We start from the raw sequence: 24,133 nt of genomic DNA, 5'->3' as shown, positions 1-24,133 counted from the left end.
TGACTGGATCGAGCGCTTCCAGGCTCCACATACCTATGACGTAGTGGGACGTCAACGGAAACAACTTCAAAACGCAGGCCGAGTGCAAGGCCCAGTGCCGACCAGCAGACTCCAATACACCGCGCGAGCAGGCTGCAATACACCCTGAGCCGCTGCTCAGAAGTTGCTCTGCCTGGCACGCTGCCCGTCGCCTGTCGTGTCGCTAGTAAGAGCGATCGGATCCTTCACGATCTTGCGACAAATTTCCAGATTCGGTCCGAAGCTGGGACGGCCGCTGACTCGTTCGAGATGAGACACCATCTTGGGCCAGCGCTTCGCGTCTGGTCTACCAACCACCAGTTCGAGTTGCGTAAGCTGCACCGCGACTGCGATATCCGCGATCGATAGTGAATCCCCGACCCGGAAAACGCCGCTCCCGAATTCCGCCTTGCGGACGAAGGGGGAAAGCGGCACGCCGTAAAGGACCAGACTCGTGGGAACCTCCTCGTGGGTCCCACATCATGACACAGGACGTGTCATAATACTGGTTAGTGGTACAGGTCGGCGCTCAACCCCATCCACTCTTCCAGATGTGTCGTGTCGTCTCCCAGGTGAAAGCTCAACAGAAGTCGGCCACCGGGTGCGAGGATGCGGCGGAACTCGCGCAGAGCATCCCGCACCAACTCGCGAGGTATGTGGATGATCGAGTAGATTGCCAGAGGAAGCGCGTGATCTGACCCGGTCCACAACCGATGTCGATTACGGGACCGTCTGTTGGAAGCTGCCGTAGCCAGTGCTCCAGCAATATGCGATCGAACGGCTTGTGCGCCAGCTCATCGGCAAAGCGCGCCGCGTATTCCCCCGAAACCGCGTCGTAACCCCTGCGCAAGGCTGTGACATCCCGGGTGCCCGATCGATTCGGATCTGAAGAACTCATCTGCGCGAGCTCTGCATGGACGACTAGTTTCCGTCGGGCTTGCGCGAGCGACGACCGGCCTCGCGGGAAGTGCGACGATAACCCGGTCGCGTCTCGCGTGGCCTGCGCTCGTCTCCACTTGCCGAGCGATGACGCCCTTCGAGAGCCTCCCGGGGTGCATTGGGCGAGATCAAGCACTCCGGCCCCCCGCCGATCAGATCGTGGCGTCCGGCATCTTCGAGAGCCTTGCGCACCACAAAGTAGTTCTCGGGAGCGAAGAACTGCAGCAATGCGCGCTGCACCTTGCGGTCGCGCAGATTGCGGGCCGTCTCGACCGGCTTCATCGAAAACGGATTGATGCCCGTCCAGTACATACAAGTTGCAATATCCATCGGTGCCGGGATGAAGTCCTGAACTTGAAGCGGTTTGTAGCCGTGCTGTTTCAGGAAGATCGCGAGTTCAATCATATCGTCGACGCCGGAACCCGGGTGGCTGGAAATGAAGTAAGGCACCAGATACTGCTGCTTTCCGGCCCGCTTTGAAGCCGATTCAAAACCTTCCGCGAACTGCGCGAAACTGTCCACGGTCGGCTTCTTCATCAAAGAGAGCACGCGAGCAGAGACGTGTTCGGGAGCCACCTTCAGATGACCTCCGACGTGATGTCTGGCCAGATCTTCCAGGTATTCGGGATCTTCGCGGGCCAGGTCCATGCGGATGCCCGATGCGATGTGCACTTTCTTGACCCCTGGAGTCTCCCGCGCTGCCTTCATCAGCTTCTTCGTGGGTTCGTGCGAAGTTTCGAGAAGCTTGCAGACCGTTGGATGAACGCACGAGGGGCGCCGACACATGGCCTGGGCCTCCGGCTGCGTACAGCCCATCTGATACATGTTGGCAGTCGGACCACCGAGGTCGCTCACATGCCCCGAGAAGCCGGGTGAAGCGACGAGTTTCTCCACCTCACTAACGATCGAGCGTTCGCTGCGACTCTGGACCGTTCGCCCCTGATGTAGAGTGATCGAGCAGAACGTGCAGCCTCCAAAGCAACCGCGCATGATCTGCAGCGATTCCTTGATCGTCTGCCACGCCGGTACTTCAGCCCGGTATTGCGGATGCAACTGGCGCGTGTACGGAAGACCGTAGAGTGCATCCATCTGGGCTTCGCTGAGCGGGAGCGAGGGCGGATTGACCACGAGCGTACGCTCACCGTGCGACTGGAGGAGTCGGCGTGCGTTGAGTGGATTCGTCTCGCGATGCATCTTGCGCGTCGCCTGCGCAAAAGCCCGCTTGTCATCGCGGACCGTCTCGAAGGCGGGAAGCCGCACATCTTCATTGGGGCACCTGGCGTCGTCCCAGCGATGGGCCGGCAGTGCTTCGTTCTTGCCGAGCAGATAGGCAACACCGCGCAGATCACGCAATGAGGTGACATCTCCGCCCCGCTCCAGGCGCCGTGCGATCTCCAATATCGGCTCCTCGCCCATGCCATATACGAGCAGGTGCGCCTTCGAGGTGGCGAGGATGCTCGGCCAGACCTTGTCGGACCAGTAGTCGTAGTGAGCAATGCGCCGCAGCGAAGCTTCGACACCCCCCGCAATCACCGGTACTCCGCGGAAAGCTTCTCTACAGCGCTGCGAGTAGACCGCGGTCGCGCGGTCTGGGCGCAGCGCCGCCTCTCCGCCGGGAGAATAGGCATCGGAGTTGCGCCGTTTGCGATTGGCGGTGTAGTGATTGACGAGCGAGTCCATATTGCCCGCGGACACGCCGTAGAACAACCGCGGTCGACCGAGCGTGCGCCAGGCTTCTGCACTTCTCCAGTCGGGTTGCGCCAGGATTGCCACGCGATACCCGTTGGCCTCGAGCCAGCGCCCAAGAATGGCCGCGGCGAACGACGGGTGATCGACGTAAGCGTCGCCCGAGACGAGCACCACATCGGGTGCGTCCCATCCTCGTGCGCGAATCTCTTCCGCCGTTGTCGGCAGAAAAGCCGATGTGGGGGCTGCAGCTTTTCGGGACATTTGCGGCAGAGACTATAGCCGCCTAGCTGGAACCAGAAACGGAAAACGCCGCTGCGGTGTGCGTGGACGTGCCTCGCATCCGCAGCGGCGTTGTCGAATCAGCCCTGAACTCGGCTTCCCGAGATCAGCGGCTCCGATAGACTCCTAGAAATCCCACTCACCACCCGGCGGCTGGCAGGTGTCGTTGCAGTGAGTCGAAGTCAGGTTCAGCTCGACATCGATGGGCGCGGGTGGGGAACTCTTCTTGCCCTTGCTCTTCTTGCCCTCGCCCTTCTTGCCCTTGCTCTTCTTGCCCTTCTTGCCCTTGCCCTTCTTGCCCTTGGAACTGCCGCCACTGCATTTGGCGATCATCTTGCCACCTGCAGTCAGGTCGAGAATCTGGAACTCACCGCTCTCATCGAACTGGTCGACCAGCAGACACTGGGAGCAAGAGGTATGGAACTCCCCGATCGAGCCATCGGAAGCTTCGAAAGACGTCCACGTGTTCTTGCCATCTGCGAAGTCCTCGACAAAGACCTCACCGGTTCCAACGTGCTTGACCGTCAGCGAAGACAGACAGACGTTGTCATCCACGACAGGCGGGCTGCCAAACACGATGCTTGCCCGAACCTCGTAACAGCTTTCAGCCGGTGCATCGAGAGCTTCCGCCCAGTAGTAGTTGGGTCCGATCTCTTCCACGGGACCGTAGACGACGCCATCGCCTTCGACGGCGATGCTGATGATCGGAACGCCTGGATCAACCTCGATATAGGCATGGGGAGTGGATCCGGGATCCACGCGCAACAACGCTCCCAATGAGACCCGGCCGGGCTCAGCCGACTGCGTGTCAAGACTGATTGCAGCAACCGGTACGACCAGGAGTGCGGCGATGGCCACTCGGTAGAAATGGGTTCGAAGTCTAGGCATGTCTCTCATGAACGTCTCCTCGGAAAGTCGTGACAGTCCTCTGGTTGCCAGAGGCATCGTCTCGATGCCACGGCATTTTCGAGCTAATGCGCAGCTTGTGTGCAAGTGCGGTGCAAGAGGCTCCGGTTGGTTCTCGGGGCGGTGGAGTTCTCTTCCCTTTTTCGAATTCCTTGAATTCTGGTATTGTTCGGCGAATTTGCACGGGAAAATGAGTACCCCTAGAGGAGAAATTGAGGTGAAGCAACTCCGCGACCGCATTGCAGTAATCACCGGCGGCGCCAGTGGAATCGGTTTCGCAACTGCGCAGGCTCTGGGAGCCGAAGGCATGAAGATCGTACTTGCCGATGTCGAAGCCGCGGCGCTGGAAGAGGCAGAAGCCGAACTCAGGGGTGCGGGGATCGAAACCCTGGCGATGATCACCGATGTCTCCGATGCCAGTGCGGTCGAAGCCCTGGCCCAGAAGTCATTCGAGCATTTTGGTGGCGTGCACGTCGTGTTCAATAACGCGGGCGTGATCGTGACCGGTTCGCTCTGGGACAACTCACTCGAAGAGCTGCACTGGGTGCTCAACGTGAATCTGCTCGGCGTAATCCACGGCGTTCGCAGCTTCGTTCCGTTGATGCAGAAACAGGGCGACGAAGGACACATCCTGAGCACCGCTTCGATGGCCGGGCTCACATCCGCTCCCTTTCTCGCCATCTACAACGCCACCAAGCACGCAGTCGTGACGCTCTCGGAAGGTCTGCACAAGGAACTCGATTCCCTCGGTTCCAAATTGAAGGTGTCGGTCGTGTGTCCGGGCTTGATCCAGACGCGCATCATGGATGCAGGTCGGAACCAGCCCGGAGACAAGGGACGCGATCCGGAAAAATCCGAGGCTACGCCGGGCGGCGCACTGATCGAGCAATTCCTGAAGGCCGGAATCGACGATGGCTATCCGCCCTCCAAGGTCGCCGAAGCAATCGTCGAAGCGATCCGCACCGAGAAATTCTACGTGATCCCCTCACAGCCCGAACTCGTCGCCGGTATCGAGGAACGCATGCGCGACGTCGTGGAGCAGCGCAATCCCGGAACTGCAATGCTGTCTCAGCTCCAGGAAGAAGGCGACTGAGGGCGGGGGCCTCGCGCAGCGCCAGAAGCGTTCACGCTTCTTTCCAGCGCGCTGCGAGCACCATCAGGGAAGGCGCCACGATGATGTCGGCCAGGAAGGCCACTACGGTCGCAAACGCCAGCAGAATCCCGAAGTTCGTCATGTTCACCAGGTACGACAGGGACATGATCAGAAAACCTGCACTCAGCACCAGCGTCGTAAAGAGCAGAGCGGCGCCGGTGGTCGAAAGGGTCTTCTGCACCGCAAGCGAGGCATCTCCGCTTTCTGCGTAGTAGCGCTGAAACTTGTGCATGAAGTGGATCGTGTCATCCACGGCAAGTCCGATGATGATCGCACCGATCATGATCGTGGACGCATCCAGCGGCATGTCGAGCCAGCCCATCAGGCCGATCGTGGCAACGACGGGCATCAAATTGGGAATCATGCTCAGCATTCCCATGCGCACACTGCCCAGAAGCAACATCATGATGGGAACGATGATCGCCAGGGCAAAGGCATAAGACCGCGCCATGCTGATCATCAAACCGCGAAAAATCGTCGACATCAGGGCCATCAACCCGGTCATCTCGAAACTCAGACCGCCCAGGATGTTCTTGAATTCCACCTCGAGCTCGTTCATGAATACCGGGTAGAGCATGGCGTCGGCCCAGGGAACTCGCACTGTTACGCGGGCCGTGCGAAACTCGGTGTCCACGAGCTCCACGAGATCGTCGGTCCCGCTGTTTTCAAATAGCAGGAGTTCCTGTGCGATCACGTCCCGCGCTTCGGGAACCACGTAGAATTCCGATCGGTTCTCGTTGAGCGCTTGATGCGTCTCCTTGACCACGTCGACGATTGAGGTCACTTTTCCAACCGAGATTTCACCGCGTTCCAGCGCCTGCGCGTAGCGCATGGCGTACTCGATCCGCTTCAGGGTCCGGGGTTCGTGCAGTCCGTTCTCCTTGCCGCTATCGATGATGACCTCGAGTGTAATGGTGCCATCGAGGGCTCCGTCGATGATCAGCATCGCCTCGCGCAGCGGATCCCCGGGAGGGAACCACTCGATCGAGTTATGCGAAAAACGCAGCTTCGCAACTCCGACGAAACACAAGACCATGAGTGCAGCAGCGAAGCCCAGTACTCTCCATGGGTTGCGGGTGGCCACTCCACCTGTCCTGGTCAGAAAGAGATTGAGGACTTCTCCCGTTCCCCTTCCGGTCGTCTTCCGTGTCCTCCGACTCGGCGCGATCGCGAGCAGCGCGGGAAGCAGCACCAATGTGTAGGCGAGAGCGAGCATTACACCGATCGGCGCAATAACGCCCAGATGAGCGACCGGTGCCAGTTCCGCAGTAACAAAGGACACCATCCCAGCCGCCGTGGTCACACTGGTCATCAGGACGGCGAGCCCGGAGTGCCCCATTGCGAAGGCGATCGCGTCTTCCTTGCTGCTCCCGGAATGCAACTCCTGGTAGACGATGGTCAGGATGTGGACCGAATCACAGACCCCGACCGCGAGCAAGAACATCGGCAGCATCTGCACCGCGCTCGAACCGGGAATTCCCAGCATCACCATGAAACCCAGGGACGAACTCAGCGACAGTCCCACGACGATCAGAGGGCTCACGACACCCATGACCCGTCGGAACAAGACCATCAGAAGCAGGAAGATCGCAAGAAGCCCCAGGCTCACGTAGAGCAATACGTCCTGCCCCATATGCTCGTTGATATTCTCGGTCATGGGCAGGGCACCGCCGAGATGGATCGGAAACTCGGCGCTCCGATGACGCTCCGCGACTTCCATCAACGAATCGTAGATAGCTCGGTTCTCCGCCGAACTCAGGTACTGGGGTTCGGCGGGAGTTTCTGAGAACTCGGGTTCATCGAAACCTGCGAGCGCGTCCTCTTCTCCCAGGGTCGAGTAGGTGAACGGCTTGATCGAGATGACCGTGAGAGTTTCATCTGCGGAGATCAGGACGTCGCGATACAGGGGATTAGCGCGCACCCGTTCGCGCAGAGCGAGCACCTCGGCCCGATTTTCCGGCCACACCTCGACCAGATCGCCGACGATCAGCGCGTCGTGTTCTCCGCGTGTCGAGCGTGCGTTGAGCAGGCTCGTAACTTCCTGCAGGTAGGGGATCTCGTTTTCGATATCCCGATGCAGTGCGCGGAGTTTCTCGAGAAATTCGAGTTTGAAGACATCGGGGGTGACAATCGCCACGAGAATACGATCGTCGCGCGCGAACTGATCACGGAAATCGTTGTAGAGGACGACGGAGGGATCATCCGGGCGCAGGAAACTCTCCGTGGAGTTGTCGACCGTCAGCGAGGGAAGATACGAGGCGAGAAACGCCGTCAATCCGACCACCACGGCGATCGCCAACCAGCGGAATCGGATGATGAAATAGCCCCAGGATTCGAAGAAACCCTCGATTCGATCCCGCACGCTCCTACCTCCGTGGATGCCTATAGTAGAGAGGAGCAGGATCGGCGCCAGAGCCTGCAACGATGCGACGCCCAGCATGGGGTATTCTCTTGGCGGGGCATTCAGCAGGAGGGAGTTCCGCGATGGGCGATGATGCTGTTTTGCGACTCGACAGCCAGCGCAGACTCGGTCAGACCGACCCGCGTGTCTGGGGCGGGTTCGTCGAACACATGGGGCGCAACGTCTACGGTGGCTTCTACGACCCAGAATCCCGTTTCGCCCGCGCCGATGGTTTCCGACAGGACGTGCTCGATGCGGTGCGCGAGATCGGCTTCACGGGGCTTCGCTATCCGGGCGGGAACTTCAACTGCACCTATGACTGGCAGGATGGCATCGGGCCGACCAAGGAACGTCGACGGCGTTTCGCCCCCGCATGGAAACAGGTCGAGTCCAATGAAGTCGGCACCGATGAATTTCTACCCCTGTGCGCCGAATTGAACACCGAACCGTATCTGTGTGTGAACCTCGGAACGGGCGGCTCGACCGAGGCTGCGGCCTGGCTCGAATACGCCAACACCGATCGCGATACGCACTTCGCCAATCTGCGTCGCTCCCACGGCTTTGCCGAACCCTGGGGCGTGACCCTCTGGGGGCTGGGAAACGAGGTCGATGGTCCCTGGAACATCGGGACGAAGACGCCCCAACAGTATATCGACGTGGCGCGCGAGACCGCCAAGCACATGCGTCTGGTCGACGACTCGATCCAGTTGATCGCGAGCGGATCGGTGGGCGCCGACCCGCGCTGGAACTTCGAAGTCTGCTCCGCCCTGCGGGATTCCGTCGACTTTCTTGCGGTTCACTTGTACGTGGGACACGAAGACCTGGCGGGACATCTCGGAAGTTCGTTGCTCCTGGACGAGGTACTCGACGAAGCCGAAGCGGCGATTTCCCTGGCATACCACGGCCGCATCGGCGGCCGTCGCATGGCGATCGCGGTCGATGAATGGAACGTCTGGTACAAGGATCTCGCGTTTCCCAATATCGAAGAAGTCTATGACCAGTCGGACGCTGTGGTCGTTGCAAGCCTTCTGTTCTCGATGCTGCGTCGCCCACAGAGCGTCAAACTCGCAAGCCTGGCACAGGCGGTAAACGTGATTGCTCCGATCCTGACTCACCCCGACGGGCTCGTGCGTCAGACGATCTTCCACGCCTTCAAGCAGTTGCGCTTCGGGCTACAGCCCGTCGTGCTCGACGCGGCGCTGGAATCCGAAACGTACTCTGCGGTAGTCAACCAGAGGATCGGCGTCCCCCGGGCTCAGATCCCGCGGGATATTCCCCTGGTCGACGCTGTGGCGACGATCTCCGAGGACGGCAGCCAGTTGACCGTGGCCGCCCTGTCCCGCGACCTCGAACGCGAGCGTTGCCTGACCATCGAACTCGCGGGCACGACTCCCCTCCCCGCACCGCAGATCGTGGAACTCTGCGCCGAGGATCCCCGGACGACCAACACGGCCGAACACCCGGAGCGCATCGTTCCGCATGAATGCGAAGGAACGAATGATGGCAGATTGCAGCTGAAGCCGTGCTCACTTCAGATCGCGACCTACTCACTCGGCAGCTAACCGACGGGTCCAGAATCTTCCGTCGGGGAAGCGGTACTCTTCGAGTGAAGGTTTCTTGAATGCAACGCTGAATCCAGGTGCTTCGGGTGGAACGTAGCGGCCATTGCGAATGATCACTGGATCCTGGAAGTGCTCGTGAAGGTGATCCGCGTATTCGATCACCCGATTTTCCAGACTCGCGCTGACGCAGATGTAGTCGAAGATCGAGAAGTGCTGCACGTACTCACACAGCCCTACCCCACCCGCATGCGGACAGACCGGAACGCCGAACTTCGCAGCCAGTAACAGTACGGCCAGGACTTCGTTCAGTCCGCCCAGTCGACAGCCGTCGATCTGACAGAAATCGATTGCTTCGGCCTGTAGAAGCTGTTTGAACATCACGCGATTGTGGCAGTGCTCACCCGTAGCCACGCCGATCGGTGCCAGTTCTCGGCGAATGCGCGCGTGCCCCAGGACATCGTCGGGGCTGGTGGGTTCTTCGATCCACCAGGGATCGAACTCGGCGAGGCGCTGCATCCAGGTGATCGCCTGCTCCACGTCCCAGACCTGATTCGCATCGACCATCAGTCGGCAGTCTGGGCCAATCTCTTCTCGGATGATGCGCGCCCGGCGCACATCGTCTTCCAGATCCGAGCCTACCTTGATCTTGATATGCGTCCAGGAATTCGCCACGGCTTCGCGGCTCAAGCGGCGGATCTTCTCGTCGTCATAACCCAACCAACCGGCCGAGGTCGTGTACGCGGGATAACCATCGCGAAGCAACTCCGCCTCGCGTTCCGCTTTCGTATCCGCCGCGCGATACAGGATCTCGAGTGCTTCTTCGCGATTGAGTGCGTCGCTGATATAGCGAAAGTCGATCGCCTCCACGATTTGCTCGGGAGTCAGATCGACGAGCAGCTTCCACAGTGGTTTTCCGGCCCTCCTGGCGATCAGATCCCAGGCTGCATTCACGACGGCGGAGGTCGCGAGGTGGATCACGCCCTTTTCGGGACCGAGCCAGCGCAGCTGACTGTCGCCGGTCACGCGCCGCCAGAACCGGCCCGGGTGCTCGGCAATCTCCTCTAGCGTCAAGCCGACGACCAGCGGCCGCAGCGCCTCGATCGCGGCGACGCAGACCTCGTTTCCGCGGCCGATCGTGAATGTGTGGCCGTGACCACGCAGCGTCGCGTCATCCGTTTCCAGAATCGCGCAGGCGGCTGAGTAGTCGGGATCCGGGTTCATTGCATCGGACCCGTCCAGAAAATCAGACGTGGGAAAGCGCACATCCAGGGCGCGTAACGCGCTGATCGTCGTGGCCATGCGCGAAGTATATGATCTATGGCGCAATGTGTTCGACCCCTCGCATAGACAGCCACCAGCACTTCTGGCTACTGGAGCGCGGCGACTACGACTGGCTGGCGCCGGAACTCGAGGTTCTGTACCGAGACTTTGGCCCCGCGGATCTCCGCCCCCTGCTGGACACCTGCGGGATCGAAGGCAGCGTGGTCGTTCAGGCTGCACCTACGCTCGCGGAGACGCGTTTTCTACTGGATACAGCGCGGGCAACGGACTGGATTGCGGGCGTCGTTGGCTGGGTAGACCTGGAGCGGACCGAAGCCGTCGAGCAACTCGAGAAACTCCGCGCCCAGGAGCCTGGTCTTTGCGGGATCCGCCCGATGATCCAGGACATCCCGGATCCCGATTGGATGCTGTGCCGTGAGATCGAACCCGCTTTGCGCTCGATAGCTGACCTCGGATTGTGCCTCGATGCGCTGGTTCGCCCGGAGCACCTGGCCAATCTGCGGGTCTTCCTCGATCGGCATCCGGATCTGCGCGTGGTGATCGACCACGGAGCAAAGCCGGAAATCCACTCAGGCAAAATCAAAGCCTGGTCACACGACATCGACGCCATCGCGCGTAACTCAAACGCGAGCTGCAAGCTCTCGGGTCTGGTCACCGAGGCACATGCCGATTGGAACACAGCGCAACTCGGCCCGTATGCCGAACATCTGCTCGATTGTTTCGGCCCGCGCCGATTGCTCTGGGGTAGCGACTGGCCAGTCGTCAATCTTGCGGGGGGCTACGCCGAGTGGTGGAACGCAACCCTGGATCTCCTGGATACGCTTTCGACACGAGAGCGTGCGGCCGTTCTGGGCGGCAACGCCGTCGACTTCTATAGGCTCGTAGATCGGAGGAACTCGTGAGCGATCGACTTCGCAAGAAACGCGCGGTGGTTACGGCCGCAGCACAGGGCATCGGCCGGGAAACGGCTCTGGCTTTCGCACGTGAAGGCGCAGAGGTCTGGGCTACCGATATCAACGAACTAGGGGTCGCAGCGCTGCAGAAAGACGCACCGCAAATACACACACGAGGGCTGGATGTAACGGATCCCGGCGCGGTTGTGGCGCTCGCACAGGAGCTTGGTGCAATCGACGTACTGTTCAACTGCGCGGGCTATGTTCACCAGGGCACGATCCAGGACTGCGAAGAGGACGACTGGGACTTCTCTTTTGATCTGAACGTAAAGTCGGTCTATCGCATGATCCGCGCCTTTCTTCCGGCGATGCGTGAAGCCGGCGGCGCTTCAATCGTGAACATGTCTTCGGTCGCCTCGAGCGTGACCGGTGCACCCAATCGCTTCGTCTACGGCACGACCAAGGCCGCCGTGATCGGATTGACGAAATCCATTGCCGCTGACTTCGTGCGAGATGGTGTGCGCTGCAACGCGATCTGTCCGGGGACGGTCGAGACACCCTCTCTTCACGAGCGCATCGCCGTCGCCGAGGATCCCGATGCAGCTAGGCGCGCATTCATCGAAAGACAACCCATGGGTCGCCTCGGTCGAGCCGAGGAGATTGCCGCACTGGCGGTCTATCTGGCCTCGGATGAATCCTCCTACACAACCGGAACCGTGCATGTAATCGACGGCGGTTGGACGGGCTGATCAGATTGCTGTTCTCGGTACTGGTTGCGACTGCGCTTGCGGGAGGCGTCGTGCGCGCTGAACGCGGATAGAGATCGGCCTCGCGAAATCCGAGCCACTCTGACGCCCATCCCCTCGAGGGATATAGTGCCCGGACAATGCCGGAATCATTTCGCACCCCCGAAGAGCGCTTTGACGTATTGAAGGACTATCCCTTCGAGTCCCACTACCTGGAGTGGGAAGGCCTGCGCATGCACTATCTGGATGAGGGAAGAGTGGATGAGGGAAGAGCGGACGAAGGCAACGACCCCCGTCCGGTCGCGCTTCTCGTACACGGCATGCCCACGTGGTCCTATCTATACCGCCGCATGATCGGACCCCTGGTAGAAGCGGGCTTTCGCTGTGTGGCTCCCGACCACATCGGGTTCGGCAAGAGCGACAAAGTCCTCGATGACGACTGGTATTCGATCGAACGCCACAGTCAGGCATTGGGCCACCTGATTCGCAGTCTCGATCTGACCGACATCACGATCTTCGTCCAGGACTGGGGTGGACCGATCGGACTGCGCCAGGCCGTCGACATGCCCGAGCGCCTGAGGCGACTCACCATCATGAACACATGGCTCCACGGACCCGAGCACGAATACAGCGCTGCACTTCGCAATTGGAACGCGCTCTGGCACGAAGGCGGCCGGATGGACCAGATTCAGGGCTGCGGTTTCGTCCTCCAGCATTTCCGCAACAATGCTCCCACCGGTTCGAGTTCACTGAGTCCAGAGGACGCGTTTTCGATGTACGAAGCACCGTTTCCGGATCGCGCGTCGAAAGCCGGACCGCGGCGCTTTCCGCTTTCGCTGCCATTCGACGATCCGGAAGGCGGCAATGCCGACGAGCAGACGCGTTGCTTCGAAGCCTTGCGCAGCTGGAGCAAGCCCGTGCACTTCATCTGGGGAGCAGCCGACGAAGTGTTCACCGAGGAGTGGGGCCGGAAATGGGCGAGCTTCTATCCGCAGGCCAGTTTCGACGGCCTCGATGCCGGTCACTTTCTGCAGGAATCCCACGGTCCAGAAATCGTCGAGATCCTGTTGCGCCGCATCGAAGAGGAGAACTCATGAGTTCCAAGAAGCTGAGCGACGAGCAAAACGAGTTCCAGGAATACGCACGAAACTGGCTGAGCAAGAACATGCCGCCGCCGCCGCCCGTGCGACTGCCGATCTCCCCGATCGAAGTGTCGGCCGTCGAGCAGCTCGGTTACCTACAGGAGTGGCAGCTTTCGTGTTATCGCGCCGGCCTGATCGGTTGTGACTACCCCACCGAGTACGGCGGAGCCGGGCGCACGGACTGCCAGCGCCTCGCGAATCAGGAACTGGGGCGCGCGGGCGCACCGTACTTCATCAACATCGTCGGTTTGAGCATGGCCGCGCCGACGATCCTGGCTCACGGCACCGAGGAACAGAAACGCAAGTTCATTCCGGGCGCGCTCAGTGGTGAAGAGATCTGGTGCCAGGGTTTCAGCGAACCGGGCGCAGGATCCGATATGGCCAACCAGCAGACGTTTGCGGAAAAACGCGGCGACGAGTGGATCGTGAATGGTCACAAGGTCTGGACTAGCCTCGGACACTTCGCGAAGTGGATGATCCTGATCGCGCGCACGAGTCGGCATCACAAGTACGACGGGTTGAGCTATTTCCTGTGTCCGATCGAAGGACACAAAGGTGTGACCGTACGCCCGCTGATCAAGATGACCGGCGAGAGCGGCTTCAACGAAGTGCTCTTCGAGGACGCGGCCATTCCCGACTCCAATCGCCTCGATGAGGAGGGCAAGGGCTGGACCGTCGCCATGACCACTCTGACCCACGAGCGAGGTGCCGCCGAAGGCGCCGGTGGAGGCGGGGGCGGTGGCTCCACACACCCACTCGAACAGCTGATCGATCTCGCCAGGAAAAGTCGCCGCGACGGCGTCTGTGCCGCTGACGACCCGATGACGCGTGACGCAATCGTTCAACAGGCGATCGTCTCGGAAGGCCTCCGGCAGGGCAATCGGCGCGCACGCGTTCCGGCGCTCACGGATCATCCGATGCGGATTCCGATGCAACAGAAACTAGTCAGTAGCGAACTGGTCCAGAACATCGCGCGGATCGGTGTCGATATCGCAGGTGCTCAATCCACATTGTACAAGCTGGATGAGAAAGCGCCGAACGGCGGTCACTGGCCGCTCGCGTACATGAACTCATTCGGACACACGATCGCGGCCGGATCCAACGAGATCCAGCGCAACATCCTGGGTGAGCGCGTGCTCGGCCTGGCGAAATCGAAGTAGAAGGGATCGATCCGATGGCGCACAGAGAAGCTCCCAAGAACTTCGGTTTCGGCGAAGAAGAGGAGATGTTGCGAGACCTGGCGCGCAGTTTTCTCGACGAGCATCTACCGATCGACAGACTGCGCACACTGGTGGCCAGCGACCCGGAAGAAGTCTACGAGAGGGGTGAGCCCACACAGTGGGACGAAGGCCTCTGGAAACAGATCGTCGAACTCGGTTGGACAGGGCTGGCCGTTTCCGAGGCCGACGGTGGCGTGGGTTTCTCGCTCGCCGGTATCGCGGGCCTGGTCGAGGAAGTCGGCCGGCACGCGCTTCCATCTCCGTTGGTTGCGACGTTGAACGCGAGCTTCGCATTGCGCACTTCGGAAACCAAAGAGGCGAGCGTCTGGCTCGGCCGGATCGCCGATGGGGCAAGCGCATCACTGGCTATCAGCGACGCGTCGGGCAGCTGGGAATTGGCCGATTGTGGCGTCAGCGCGCGCGAACAAGGCGATCAACTCGTGCTCGACGGCAGCGCTTGTTTCGTGCAGGACGCTTTCAAGGCCGATGTGCTGCTGACCAGTGCACGTCTCGGAGAGCGTCTGGTTCTGTGCGTCGTTTCGAAAGATGCATCAGGCGTGACGCTGGAACGCGATCAGATTCACGACCTGACCCGCGATCAGGCGAGCGTCCAGTTTCAAGACGTGCGCGTCTCCGCGCAAGACGTGATCAGCCGCGACGGGCTTGCCGCTCTTCGCGCCGCCTGGCCGGCCATCCTGGTGGTCGTGAGTGCCGATCTCTGCGGTACCAACGAGTGGCAGTTGCAGACGACCGTCGAGTACGCGAAGAACCGCAAGCAATTCGATCATCAGCTCGGTTTCTTTCAGGCGGTGAAGCACCCGCTCGTCAATGCCATGGTCTCGATCGATCGAGCCCGCTCGCTTCTGTACAACGCAGCGTGTTGCGTCGATATCGGAGCCGATAGCGCCGAATCAGCGGCGCGCATGGCCAAGAGCGCCGCCTCGGATGCGGGCGCATTCATCTCAGATCGCTCGGTGCAGCTACACGGCGGTATCGGCTTCACCTGGGAATGCGACGTCCATCTCTTCTTCAAGCGCAGCATGCACAATCAGGCGCTCTACGGTGACGGCGTGCACCAGCGGCGCAAGCTCGCCGTAGATTTGATCGGGCCCATCGCAAGCTGATCCGCGCTTCTCAAGCCCGTCGCGCCACACGCCAGTCGAATGTGCCGATCAGATCGACGATCGCATCGTGGGCGGGCGTGGCTATGCCGAGTTCTCGACCTCGACGTGCGATCTGTTCGTTCAACTGGGTGAGTTCGGTCGCTCGGCCCGCGAGTACGTCCTGGGCCATGCTCGGCAGGTGCGTCCCGCCGTGGGCCATCACTTGCAATACCTTTTCGATATAGCCCCTTTCGATCGAGAGACCCGCCGCACGCGCCACGGCCACGCCCTCTTCGAGCAGGCGTTCGACCAATCCGCGCGCCGGCGCTTCGAGCAATTCTCCGAGCGAGGCGCGCAGGAGCGCTGATACGGGATTGCCTGCGGCGTTCTCGATACCCTTGAGCCAGGCTTCGCGCTCGATGTCTTCGGTGAAGCGGATCGGGAGTCCGGTCGAATCGATCCAGGGAGCGAGCTTGCGCGCGAAGCTCAGGCTCTCCCCTTCGCCGCCGATGAAGTGCGGCGGCTTGTGCAGACCGACGCGCACGCGCAAAGGACCGCTTTTCGCGTCGGGATCCTCGAGTACGGCGCCGTAGCGCAACACCATCCGCAACACGCGCGGCGTGCCCAATAGCTGCATGATCGTACGCCCCGACTCGATACCGTTCTGATACGAGATCAGAAACGGCAACTCCGCGAGATGCGGACGCAAGCTCTCGCACACCGCCTGAATCGCCGTGGTCTTGGTCGCGATGAACACGAGATCGATCGGATGGATGTCCGCCAGATCGGCAATTGAAGCGACGACGTCCGGGTGTCCCCGGGCTTCGAGGGCCCCCTCGAGCGCGATACCGTCGCTGCGAATCTGCCTGGCCCGGGATTCATCCCGAACCACCAGCACCGTGGGACAGTGCGGACTCACGAGAGCCGCAAAAGACGCACCCATGGGACCGGCACCGACGACGGCAATCCGTCTGGGCCGATAGGGTTCCTGAATATCGTCTTGCTCTATCACGCAGTGCGAAGACTAGCCCATAATCCGTGCGCGAGTTGCTACAGTGCAGCGCGCCAGATTACTTCGGGAGGCGTTCATGGCGGGTGGTGGGAACCCGGTTCGCGCGATCTTCTTCGCGTTGCTCGCGAACTTCGGAATCGCGTTGGCCAAATCGGTCGCAGCCTTCTACACGGCCTCAAGCGCAATGCTGGCAGAGGCCATCCATTCCTTTGCCGATACCGGCAACCAGCTTCTTCTGCTTCTAGGCTTGCGGCACGCCCAGAAACCACCCGATGAAGAGCACCCTCTGGGTTACGGCAAGGTCACCTACTTCTGGAGCTTCATCGTTGCGCTCTTGCTGTTCAGCATAGGTGGCTTGTTTTCTCTATACGAAGGCTGGCACAAGCTGCACGAACCGGAGCCGATCTCGCAGGCCTGGATCGCACTTCTGGTACTCGGCGTATCGATCGCGTTGGAATCCGTGAGCATGGCCGGTTGCATGCGCGAAGTGAACGCGATCCGCGGATCGATGAGTGTGTGGCGCTGGCTGAAATCTTCGCGCAGTTCGGAACTGGTCGTGGTCTTCGGCGAAGACTTCGCGGCGCTGCTCGGTCTGGTCGTCGCTTTCAGTTTCGTGGCTCTGGCCGCCATCACCGGCAATCCCGTCTACGATGCGTACGGCTCGCTAGCGATCGGCGCCTTGCTGGTGCTGGTCGCCGCCTTCATCGGATCCCTGGTCGCCAAACTTCTGATCGGTCGCTCGGCCGACCCCGAAGTCACAGCGGCCATCTCGAAGGGAATTGCTGACGATCCGCAGATCCTCGAAGTCTTCAACGTGATCACACTCCAGGTCGGTTCGCAGTTCATGCTGGCCGCCAAGGTGCGACTCGACAGCTCGCTTCCACTGGGCGAAGCCGTACGTCACATCAACGCGCTGGAAGCGAGGCTGAAGGCGGAGGTGCCGGGGCTCGGCTGGTCGTTCATGGAAATGGACAGCAGCGATTGATGCGCGGCGCCCGAAACCGCAAGCGCTCGCAGATGCGGCATCATCCGAAACTGAAACTCTCTACCGGAGGCATCTGATGGATCTGGGATCTGGTTCGCTCGCCAATCTTGCGCGGATGCGGCGCTATCGCCGCGGTCGCCTGTCTTCCTGGGATCGCACCGGAGGAAACGCCGACAATATCCGCTTGAAGGGTGGGGAGACACGCGAACTGGGAGAGATCTCCGGTGCGGGATGCGTCAAGCACATCTGGGTAACGATGATGACCTTCCCCACGGAACCCCATGATCTGTGCCGCGCAATTCTGCGCATGTACTGGGACGGAGAGAGTACGCCGAGTATCGAGGTGCCACTGGGTGACTTCTTTGGCGTAGGTTTCGGGCTGCGCCGCAATTTCTGTTCGCTTCCACTACAGATGAGTCCTCAGGACGGAAAGTCGATGAACTGCTGGTTCCCGATGCCGTTTGCAGAAGGCGCGCGTTTCGAAGTCGAGTACCAGGGCGAGAACCTGCTGATCTTCTACTACTACATCGACTACGAATCCTACGACGAGATCGACGACGATCTTGCGCGTTTTCACGCCATCTGGACGCGTTCCAATCCGAGTGCGGGCACTTCGGTTCAGAGGAGCTACACGCGCAGCGACTACGGCTATAGTGATGAACGCCCGGTCGGTGCGGGCTTCGGACTGATGGGTCCCTGGCGCGACGGCAATCTGACGGGTGAGCAGAACTACACGATCCTCGACGTGCGCGGACGCGGGCATTACGTCGGCTGTGTCATGAACATCGACGTATTCGAACGACAGGTCAACGACTGGTACGGCGAGGGCGATGACATGATCTTCATCGACGATGAACCCTGGCCGCCCCGCCTGCACGGGACCGGAACCGAGGACTACTTCAACACCGCTTTTTGTCCGAAACAGGAATTTAGCGCCCCCTACCACGGCATCACCGTGTACAGCGGCGACGAAGCCTGGCCCTGGGGCGGCAAAAACTCGATGTACCGTTTTCACGTGGAAGACCCGATCGCGTTCGAAAAATCGATTCGTGTGACGATCGAGACCGGCCACGACAACGCGCTGGCCAATGACTACTCGAGCACTGCGTACTGGTATCAATCCGGGCGCAGCGAACCGTTACCGCCGCTACTGGCGGTCGAGCAGCGTCTACCGCGCGAGGATCCTAGTTGAAAGGCGGGCGACTCGAAGGCAGCTGCCTGTGTGGCCAGATTGGCTACGCCTCCGATGGCCCGATCGGTCCGCTCGGGAACTGCCACTGCCCGACCTGTCGCAAGGCTCATGGTGCCGCATTCTCGACGACCGCGCGGGTTCCACGGGAGGGATTTCGCTGGATACGAGGTGAAGACCTGCTCGCATCCTACGAGTCGTCTCCGGGCAAGCGGCGCTTCTTCTGTCCGCGCTGCGGCTCGCAACTCGTGGCGACCCGGGACGATGCTTCGGAGATCATCCTTCGCCTTGGCAGTCTCGATACGGATCCGGGATCGAAACCCGTCGTGCACATCTGGACAGAACTCAAAGCTCCCTGGTACGAGATCGACGCAAAGCTGCCGACCCTGCTCAAGGGCGTTCCTGACGCCGAAGAGAGCGAGTCATCGGCGCAATGAGTAGACATAACAAATAGCGAACCTGCGTTATTCGGTTGAGCGCAGATAACTCGCGAAGACCTCTGGTAGACCGGCGATGCTCGGGTCCTTCCCGATCAGGCGTTCACTCGCGATTGCGCACCAGGGCTCGAGATAGCGCTCGCGCAACTCGCGAACCAGGACGTCTTCCCCGCGCTCGATCGCACAGGCCAGTACATCACAGGCGGCGCCTAGATGATCCGGCGGCAAGGCTTTTTCGTTCCAGCGGAGTTCCAGGTGGTGGATGACGCGCATCCAGTCCTCTCGAACGGTTCCGCCCTCGCGACCCAGCGCGGCGTGCAATAGGAGCGGCACATCGGGAGCGGGCAACCCAATCAAGAAGGCGCTCAGGAAAGCACTCTCGGAGTCCGCAAACCTCCCGGGCAGGGACAGGGCCTGCCAGGCTTCCTCGCGGTATTCCGCACTGGCCAGCGGGCTCCAGATGCGCGCCCACGCAACGAAGGGTAGTGCCGCTTCGCGGCCGGGCTCCACCTTCAGCCCACTTCCGTCCAGCCCGGCGTAACCGACTTCAACCCGCCTCGATCCTGTGCCGAGCCGCGCCAGATGGCCGCGGCGAGACGACCGGATCCGTCGAGTGTTGCCCAGCCAGGCAACGTGAGCTCGAGCTGCCAGAAGCCGCGTTCGTGTTTCGCAGCGAAACGCCAGCCTTCCGGTGCGGCGTCGCGCTTCATGCTCCCCAGCCCTTCGGCACGGATCGCATGCAGGTTCTGGCCGTCGGCGCGCCACAACACTCCGTCGACTCCCTTGCCCGGCGCACCCATCGTGACCCACGCCGAGTCTTCGTGCTGCGGCGCGAAAACCGCGGCCGCGTCCGGAAAGAGCGAAGGGTCCGCACTCACGTCGCGCACGGGCTCCGGACAGGGCCAGCGCAGGCGCAGGCGCCAGGTTCCCGGCGGACGCGCCACTTCCAGGTCGAGGTGGGGCGTGATCGGCGCGGCATCCCGGCCGGCATAGGCCTTCGCCACATAACCACCGGGCTGTATGCCTGTGGGGGCCGCAATCAATTCGAGTTTCTGCGACTTGCTGGCCATCAGGCTTTCCCCTCGTCCGGCCAGGCCGCCCCACCCGCGCCGAGTTGGAAGCTCTCGTTCCAGTCGTAAGCGATCAAGATGTCCATCAACTCACTCGGCTCGCCGCGCTTGCGCTTGGCTCGTTCGGCTTCGACGGTGGCCAGCGCTTCTCGCACACGGGGTCCGAACAATCCCTCGAGCGTCTTCGTAGGGATACGCGGTTCACCGGTCGGCCGGCCGTTGGCGTCCATGGCACTCGGGCTCATGGGTGGAACGTAGAAGACATTGGGCTCGAGCCCGTACTCGGGATGCAACGGTAAGGCGACCTTCCACTGCCGGACTAGCTTGTGGATCGGACCCTTTTCGTCGTCCAGGTAGCCGACGAAGCGCAATCTTCCCGGACACTGACGCGCACAGGCCGGTGCCACTCCCTCTTCCACGCGGGGCATGCAGAAGATGCACTTGTTTGCGACCTGTCGTTCGGTGTCGAAATAGACCTTCTTGTAGGGACAAGCTTCGACGCAGAAGCGGTAGCCGTGGCAGCGGTCCTGATCGACCAGCACGATGCCGTCCTCTTCGCGCTTCTGGATCGCCTCGCGCGGACAGGCATCGAGACAGGCCGGATGAGTGCAGTGATTGCAGATGCGGGGAAGGTAGAAATAGTGGTTGTCCTGGGGATAGTTTCCAGCTCCACGATCTTCGTCCCAGTTCGGCCCCCACTTCGGCGCACCCTCCGGTCGCAACCAGACATCTCCGCGTTTGGAATCAGAATTGACCACGGCCTTCTGATCGAACTTCCACGCCCGTCCGTAGCCCGTTTCGAGATTCGGAACCTCGCCGCGCTTGACCGCGCCACTCGCATCGCGACCACCGGTTTCCTGCCAGCGACTTGGATAGCCCTGTCCCGGCAAGGTTTCGACGCTGTTCCAGTAGGCGTAGTCAGCGCCGGTATCGCGATTCCAGAGCTTCTTGCAGGCGACCGTGCAGGTCTGACACCCCAGGCATTTGTTCAGGTCCATCACCATCGCAACCTGCCGCGTTTTTGCGGTCTTGCTCATCGCTTGTCTCCCCGCTCATCGACACGTGGCCCATTTGATCGCTCGCGACTCATACCGCCACCGTGCTCTCTTCGGGCCCAGGCGACGTCTCGATGGCAACGCGCGTGTCCTGGACATGGGTCCCGGGTTCGAAGTGACCAAAGAACCAGCCCAGGTGTCCCTCACCACCGGCGAAGTGGAGCGGCTTCATCAAGCCCGGGATCAACCACTTGTAGCTTTTGTGCTCGGGGAACTGATGTGGCTCCCAGGCGTGGAAGTAGTAGGCGACCTTGGGACGCACCATCGAAGAATACTTGGCGCGCATGTGAATCGATCCGTAGTCGTTTCGGATCTTCGCCCAGGCGCCGTCCTCGATGCCGAGCTTCTGGGCTTCAGCCGGATTCAAATAGACGACCGGCTCCCCGCGCTGAAGACGCAGGAGCATCGAGGTATCGCGCCACACGCTGTGGACACTCCAGCGCGAATGGCAGGAGATGAACTGGAAGGGGTGATCGCCACCGGCCTTGGGACTCTCCTTGTGGTCGGGCAAGCTCTCACCCGCATCGATGAACCAGGGGTGATCGATGTAGCACTGCTGTCGTCCGCTCAAGGTCGGCCAGGGCCAGCGCAGTTCGCTCATATCCGTGAGGGAACGCATCACGCCCTCACCCGCCCAGTCGGAGTTGAACAGATTCTCCTGAATCCCCTGCCCGCCGACGCTGCGGTACTTGGCGATGCCGGTCTTTTTCAAGCTCTCGACCGTCATCCCCTCGGCCGATGGGCTCTTCTCGATGATGCGTTGATTGACCGCTTCCACGTCGTCGGGACCGTACTCTCCGTCAAACGAGAAGCGATCGGCAAAAGTCTTGAGATCAACCATCTTCTTGCCACAGCCCCGGGTCGCCTCTAGATCGCGTTCGAGCGCAATCTTCTGGATCTCCTGCGCGAGCAGTGAGTAGAGTTCCCACTCATCCTTCGCTTCACCGACCGGCTTCACCGCGCGGTCGCAATAATGCAGATAGGGGACATAGGCGACCGAGTACTTGATGCCCGGCTTTTCGTAGTAACCCGCTGCGGGCAGTAGATAGTCGGCGTGAAGTCCCGTGAAGGTGTGCTTCTGGTTGACGTCGATCACCAGTTCGAGCTTCGGCCAGAGGTTTTCGAGCATGCGCTGGGGCAGGTTCGAACGGCGCAGGACGTTGCTCCCGCCCGAGACCCAGCAACGCGGCTGGGTATTCGCCGGATGAGTGGGCATCCAGCCCTTCTCCTCGGACTCGGCTACGTAAGCGGCGAGCGGCTGCGGGTAGAGGTGGTCCTCTTCGCGCGCCAGGTCGTCCGCCAGCCCCTGGAACTTGTAGTTCTGACTCGCCGAGTTGGTCAGACAGGAGTCCTCACCGGTGGTCAGGTGACGTGTGATCTGGTGCGTGAACTGCGCTTGCGACTTCTTGCCGGCGATCCGGTCGACCAGCATTCCGATCACCTTCGCGTTCCCGAAGATCTTCACCATGCCGCGAAGCGTGCCGAGAAAACCCTCGCCGGGGTCCTGCGCCACCATGCCGAAGCCGTCGATCCCGACCCAGCCCGTGGAGTGATAGCCCGCGCCCTTCTTCCCGATTGCGCCCTTGAGCGAGAGACAGAGAATCTTGGTGCGGTTGATGAGATCCGAGTTCAGGTAGCGGTTGGAGCCCCAGCTCGACAGAACCATCGGACGCTCGGCTGCCGCGAAACCCTCTGCAAAATTCCTGACGACTTCGATGTCGAGGCCGGTCACCGCCGCCGCGCGCTCGAGCGTCCAGGGGGCGAGGTGCTCGCGCAGCAGCGAGCCCACGGGTGCTACCGCCTGCTTGCGGCCGTCGGCGAGTTCCACTTCGAAGCGGCCTTCGATGACCGGCTCGATCTCCTCCAGATAGAGCTTGGTGCGATCGTCGTTGCCCTGACACCCGGGAGCAGCAGCGATGGCATTCGTCTTCTGATCCCACATAAAGAGAAGATCGTCTGCACCTCCGGCGCGAAGATCCACGTCGCGCAGGAAGCGACCGGTGTCCAGACGGACCAGGATCGGCAGATCCGTCTGCTCACGCACGTAGTCGAGATCAATACGACCGGTCTCCCAGATGTGGCGTGCCGTCGCGAGCCCCAGAGCGGCGTCCGTACCGGGCTCGATCGGAAGCCAGTGATCCGCGCGCATCGCGGTCGCGCTATAGACGGGATCGATCACCATCAGATCGGCGCCGTTGTACTTCGCCTCGTACAGGAAGTGTGCATCGGACATCTGGGTGACAGAGGGATTCATCATCCATACCACGAGGAAATCCGAGAGAAACCACTCGTCGGAAGAACCCCCGATGTGGGGAATGCCCAGGGATAGCGTCGCCCCCACGTTCAGATCCCCGATCTCTGCCCAATCGTCGGGAAGAGAAGCGCCTAACATTGCGAAGAAGCGATTGCGGGCCGCATTGGTCGCGCCCAGGTCGAAGTGCGGGCCGAGATCCTGAACCAGCGCCTCGCCCCCGTAACGCTGACAGATGTCGATGAGCTTCTCGGCAATCTCGCTCAGCGCCTGGTCCCAGCTGATCTGCTTCCACTTGCCCTCGCCGCGCTCACCCGCGCGCTTGAGTGGCACGGTCAGCCGGCTCGCGCCGTACATCACCTCGGTGTAACAAGCGCCTTTCTGGCAGCCGCGCGGATTGAAGTCGGGAATGCCGGGCTCGGAGGCTTCGTAGTTGGCCGCCTGCTCCTCGCGAACGACGATGCCGTCCTTGACGTACAGATTCCAGTTGCAGGCGCTACGGCAATTCAACCAGCCGTGTGAACCCCTGGCGATGCGATCCCAGGTCCAACGTTCGCGATACAGATCCTCCCAGGTCGAAAGTTTTGCCTTGATTGCGCCAGACGAGCCGGGTGTCGCCGCCGCGACCGGATTCTCGAAGTGGAGCAAGGGCAATGCAGCCACCGTCAAGCCGCTGAGGTGGAGAAAGCGACGGCGACTTACACCAGAAGCAGAAGCCTCCTCGAGGTCACCCTCTTCGACGTCGAGCATCGGCGCGCCCCGTTCCTCCATCACTTCCCCCTGCCTGATGTTTCACCGCTTC

At 61.2% G+C, this 24,133-nt stretch carries 21 protein-coding genes; 10 read left to right on the top strand and 11 right to left on the bottom strand.

Going from position 1 to position 24,133, the window contains the following annotated elements:
- Positions 1-156: 156 nt before the first annotated feature.
- From GY725_16610 to GY725_16595, 4 genes are all read right to left on the bottom strand, one after another.
- A complete protein-coding gene (locus tag GY725_16610) occupies positions 157-453 on the bottom strand; it encodes a hypothetical protein (protein ID MCP4005814.1) in 297 nt (98 codons plus the stop codon).
- 74 nt (positions 454-527) lie between these two features.
- On the bottom strand, positions 528-728 hold the full coding sequence (locus GY725_16605) for a class I SAM-dependent methyltransferase (GenBank protein ID MCP4005813.1): 201 nt from the start codon (positions 726-728) through the stop codon (positions 528-530).
- A gap of 211 nt (positions 729-939) precedes the next feature.
- On the bottom strand, positions 940-2,907 hold the full coding sequence (locus GY725_16600; protein ID MCP4005812.1) for a YgiQ family radical SAM protein: 1,968 nt from the start codon (positions 2,905-2,907) through the stop codon (positions 940-942).
- 144 nt (positions 2,908-3,051) lie between these two features.
- On the bottom strand, positions 3,052-3,822 hold the full coding sequence (locus GY725_16595) for a hypothetical protein (protein MCP4005811.1): 771 nt from the start codon (positions 3,820-3,822) through the stop codon (positions 3,052-3,054).
- Positions 3,823-4,048: 226 nt separating this feature from the next.
- On the opposite strand from GY725_16595, the gene GY725_16590 reads away from it, so the two are divergent.
- Positions 4,049-4,924 (top strand): SDR family NAD(P)-dependent oxidoreductase, encoded by an 876-nt coding sequence (locus GY725_16590; protein MCP4005810.1) that lies wholly within the window; start codon positions 4,049-4,051, stop codon positions 4,922-4,924.
- 31 nt (positions 4,925-4,955) lie between these two features.
- Here the strand turns inward: GY725_16590 and GY725_16585 are convergent, their stop codons facing one another.
- Positions 4,956-7,346 (bottom strand): MMPL family transporter, encoded by a 2,391-nt coding sequence (locus GY725_16585; protein MCP4005809.1) that lies wholly within the window; start codon positions 7,344-7,346, stop codon positions 4,956-4,958.
- 122 nt (positions 7,347-7,468) lie between these two features.
- Here GY725_16585 and GY725_16580 point away from each other — a divergent pair, with 122 nt between their 5' ends.
- Complete coding sequence (locus GY725_16580) at positions 7,469-8,947, top strand: alpha-L-arabinofuranosidase (protein ID MCP4005808.1); 1,479 nt, start codon at positions 7,469-7,471, stop codon at positions 8,945-8,947.
- Here GY725_16580 and GY725_16575 read toward each other — a convergent pair.
- Complete coding sequence (locus GY725_16575) at positions 8,933-10,246, bottom strand: L-fuconate dehydratase (GenBank protein ID MCP4005807.1); 1,314 nt, start codon at positions 10,244-10,246, stop codon at positions 8,933-8,935. The genes GY725_16580 and GY725_16575 overlap by 15 nt on opposite strands.
- 26 nt (positions 10,247-10,272) lie before the next feature.
- On the opposite strand from GY725_16575, the gene GY725_16570 reads away from it, so the two are divergent.
- The 5 genes from GY725_16570 (at position 10,273) to GY725_16550 (ending at position 15,353) form a co-directional block, all read left to right on the top strand.
- Positions 10,273-11,130 (top strand): amidohydrolase family protein, encoded by an 858-nt coding sequence (locus tag GY725_16570; GenBank protein MCP4005806.1) that lies wholly within the window; start codon positions 10,273-10,275, stop codon positions 11,128-11,130.
- Positions 11,127-11,870: an SDR family oxidoreductase gene (locus GY725_16565; protein MCP4005805.1), complete on the top strand. Its 744-nt coding sequence runs from the start codon at positions 11,127-11,129 to the stop codon at positions 11,868-11,870. The genes GY725_16570 and GY725_16565 overlap by 4 nt, the downstream gene beginning before the upstream one ends.
- Before the next feature lie 137 nt (positions 11,871-12,007).
- Entirely contained in the window at positions 12,008-12,964 is a 957-nt protein-coding gene (locus tag GY725_16560) for an alpha/beta fold hydrolase (protein ID MCP4005804.1), read from the top strand.
- Complete coding sequence (locus GY725_16555) at positions 12,961-14,169, top strand: acyl-CoA dehydrogenase (protein ID MCP4005803.1); 1,209 nt, start codon at positions 12,961-12,963, stop codon at positions 14,167-14,169. The genes GY725_16560 and GY725_16555 overlap by 4 nt, the downstream gene beginning before the upstream one ends.
- A 65-nt stretch (positions 14,170-14,234) precedes the next feature.
- On the top strand, positions 14,235-15,353 hold the full coding sequence (locus GY725_16550; protein ID MCP4005802.1) for an acyl-CoA/acyl-ACP dehydrogenase: 1,119 nt from the start codon (positions 14,235-14,237) through the stop codon (positions 15,351-15,353).
- 10 nt (positions 15,354-15,363) lie between these two features.
- Here the strand turns inward: GY725_16550 and GY725_16545 are convergent, their stop codons facing one another.
- Positions 15,364-16,344: a ketopantoate reductase family protein gene (locus GY725_16545; protein ID MCP4005801.1), complete on the bottom strand. Its 981-nt coding sequence runs from the start codon at positions 16,342-16,344 to the stop codon at positions 15,364-15,366.
- Between the two features lie 76 nt (positions 16,345-16,420).
- Here GY725_16545 and GY725_16540 point away from each other — a divergent pair, with 76 nt between their 5' ends.
- From GY725_16540 to GY725_16530, 3 genes are all read left to right on the top strand, one after another.
- Entirely contained in the window at positions 16,421-17,329 is a 909-nt protein-coding gene (locus GY725_16540; GenBank protein MCP4005800.1) for a cation diffusion facilitator family transporter, read from the top strand.
- Positions 17,330-17,405: 76 nt separating this feature from the next.
- On the top strand, positions 17,406-18,521 hold the full coding sequence (locus GY725_16535) for a DUF2961 domain-containing protein (protein ID MCP4005799.1): 1,116 nt from the start codon (positions 17,406-17,408) through the stop codon (positions 18,519-18,521).
- Positions 18,518-18,955 carry a GFA family protein gene (locus GY725_16530; GenBank protein MCP4005798.1) on the top strand — a complete coding sequence of 146 codons (438 nt, stop codon included), beginning with the start codon at positions 18,518-18,520 and terminating at the stop codon, positions 18,953-18,955. The genes GY725_16535 and GY725_16530 overlap by 4 nt, the downstream gene beginning before the upstream one ends.
- Positions 18,956-18,982: 27 nt before the next feature.
- On the opposite strand, the gene GY725_16525 is transcribed toward GY725_16530, so the two are convergent.
- From GY725_16525 to GY725_16510, 4 genes are all read right to left on the bottom strand, one after another.
- Positions 18,983-19,465 (bottom strand): hypothetical protein, encoded by a 483-nt coding sequence (locus GY725_16525; protein ID MCP4005797.1) that lies wholly within the window; start codon positions 19,463-19,465, stop codon positions 18,983-18,985.
- A 2-nt stretch (positions 19,466-19,467) separates the two neighbouring features.
- The gene (locus GY725_16520) at positions 19,468-20,025 is read right to left on the bottom strand and encodes a hypothetical protein (protein MCP4005796.1); all 558 of its coding nucleotides are present in this window, start codon (positions 20,023-20,025) and stop codon (positions 19,468-19,470) included.
- On the bottom strand, positions 20,025-21,029 hold the full coding sequence (locus GY725_16515; protein ID MCP4005795.1) for a 4Fe-4S dicluster domain-containing protein: 1,005 nt from the start codon (positions 21,027-21,029) through the stop codon (positions 20,025-20,027). Before GY725_16515 ends, GY725_16520 begins: the two co-directional genes overlap by 1 nt.
- An 82-nt stretch (positions 21,030-21,111) precedes the next feature.
- Complete coding sequence (locus GY725_16510; protein MCP4005794.1) at positions 21,112-24,102, bottom strand: molybdopterin-dependent oxidoreductase; 2,991 nt, start codon at positions 24,100-24,102, stop codon at positions 21,112-21,114.
- Between the last annotated feature and the right edge of the window lie 31 nt (positions 24,103-24,133).

The organism is bacterium (assembly GCA_024226335.1).
GTDB lineage: Bacteria > Myxococcota_A > UBA9160 > SZUA-336 > SZUA-336 > JAAELY01.
Note: the sequence above shows the minus strand (reverse complement) of the source record. Positions and strands in the feature narration are given on the sequence as shown.

What these genes read in the sequence shown, in the direction of transcription:
- GY725_16600 (MCP4005812.1), bottom strand. Translation starts at nt 2,907, where the DNA reads ATGTCCCGAAAAGCTGCAGCCCCCACATCGGCTTTTCTGCCGACAACG.
- GY725_16595 (MCP4005811.1), bottom strand. Translation starts at nt 3,822, where the DNA reads ATGAGAGACATGCCTAGACTTCGAACCCATTTCTACCGAGTGGCCATC.
- GY725_16580 (MCP4005808.1), top strand. Translation starts at nt 7,469, where the DNA reads ATGGGCGATGATGCTGTTTTGCGACTCGACAGCCAGCGCAGACTCGGT.
- GY725_16575 (MCP4005807.1), bottom strand. Translation starts at nt 10,246, where the DNA reads ATGGCCACGACGATCAGCGCGTTACGCGCCCTGGATGTGCGCTTTCCC.
- GY725_16570 (MCP4005806.1), top strand. Translation starts at nt 10,273, where the DNA reads ATGTGTTCGACCCCTCGCATAGACAGCCACCAGCACTTCTGGCTACTG.
- GY725_16560 (MCP4005804.1), top strand. Translation starts at nt 12,008, where the DNA reads ATGCCGGAATCATTTCGCACCCCCGAAGAGCGCTTTGACGTATTGAAG.
- GY725_16555 (MCP4005803.1), top strand. Translation starts at nt 12,961, where the DNA reads ATGAGTTCCAAGAAGCTGAGCGACGAGCAAAACGAGTTCCAGGAATAC.
- GY725_16550 (MCP4005802.1), top strand. Translation starts at nt 14,235, where the DNA reads ATGTTGCGAGACCTGGCGCGCAGTTTTCTCGACGAGCATCTACCGATC.
- GY725_16540 (MCP4005800.1), top strand. Translation starts at nt 16,421, where the DNA reads ATGGCGGGTGGTGGGAACCCGGTTCGCGCGATCTTCTTCGCGTTGCTC.
- GY725_16535 (MCP4005799.1), top strand. Translation starts at nt 17,406, where the DNA reads ATGGATCTGGGATCTGGTTCGCTCGCCAATCTTGCGCGGATGCGGCGC.
- GY725_16520 (MCP4005796.1), bottom strand. Translation starts at nt 20,025, where the DNA reads ATGGCCAGCAAGTCGCAGAAACTCGAATTGATTGCGGCCCCCACAGGC.
- GY725_16515 (MCP4005795.1), bottom strand. Translation starts at nt 21,029, where the DNA reads ATGGTGATGGACCTGAACAAATGCCTGGGGTGTCAGACCTGCACGGTC.
- GY725_16510 (MCP4005794.1), bottom strand. Translation starts at nt 24,102, where the DNA reads ATGGAGGAACGGGGCGCGCCGATGCTCGACGTCGAAGAGGGTGACCTC.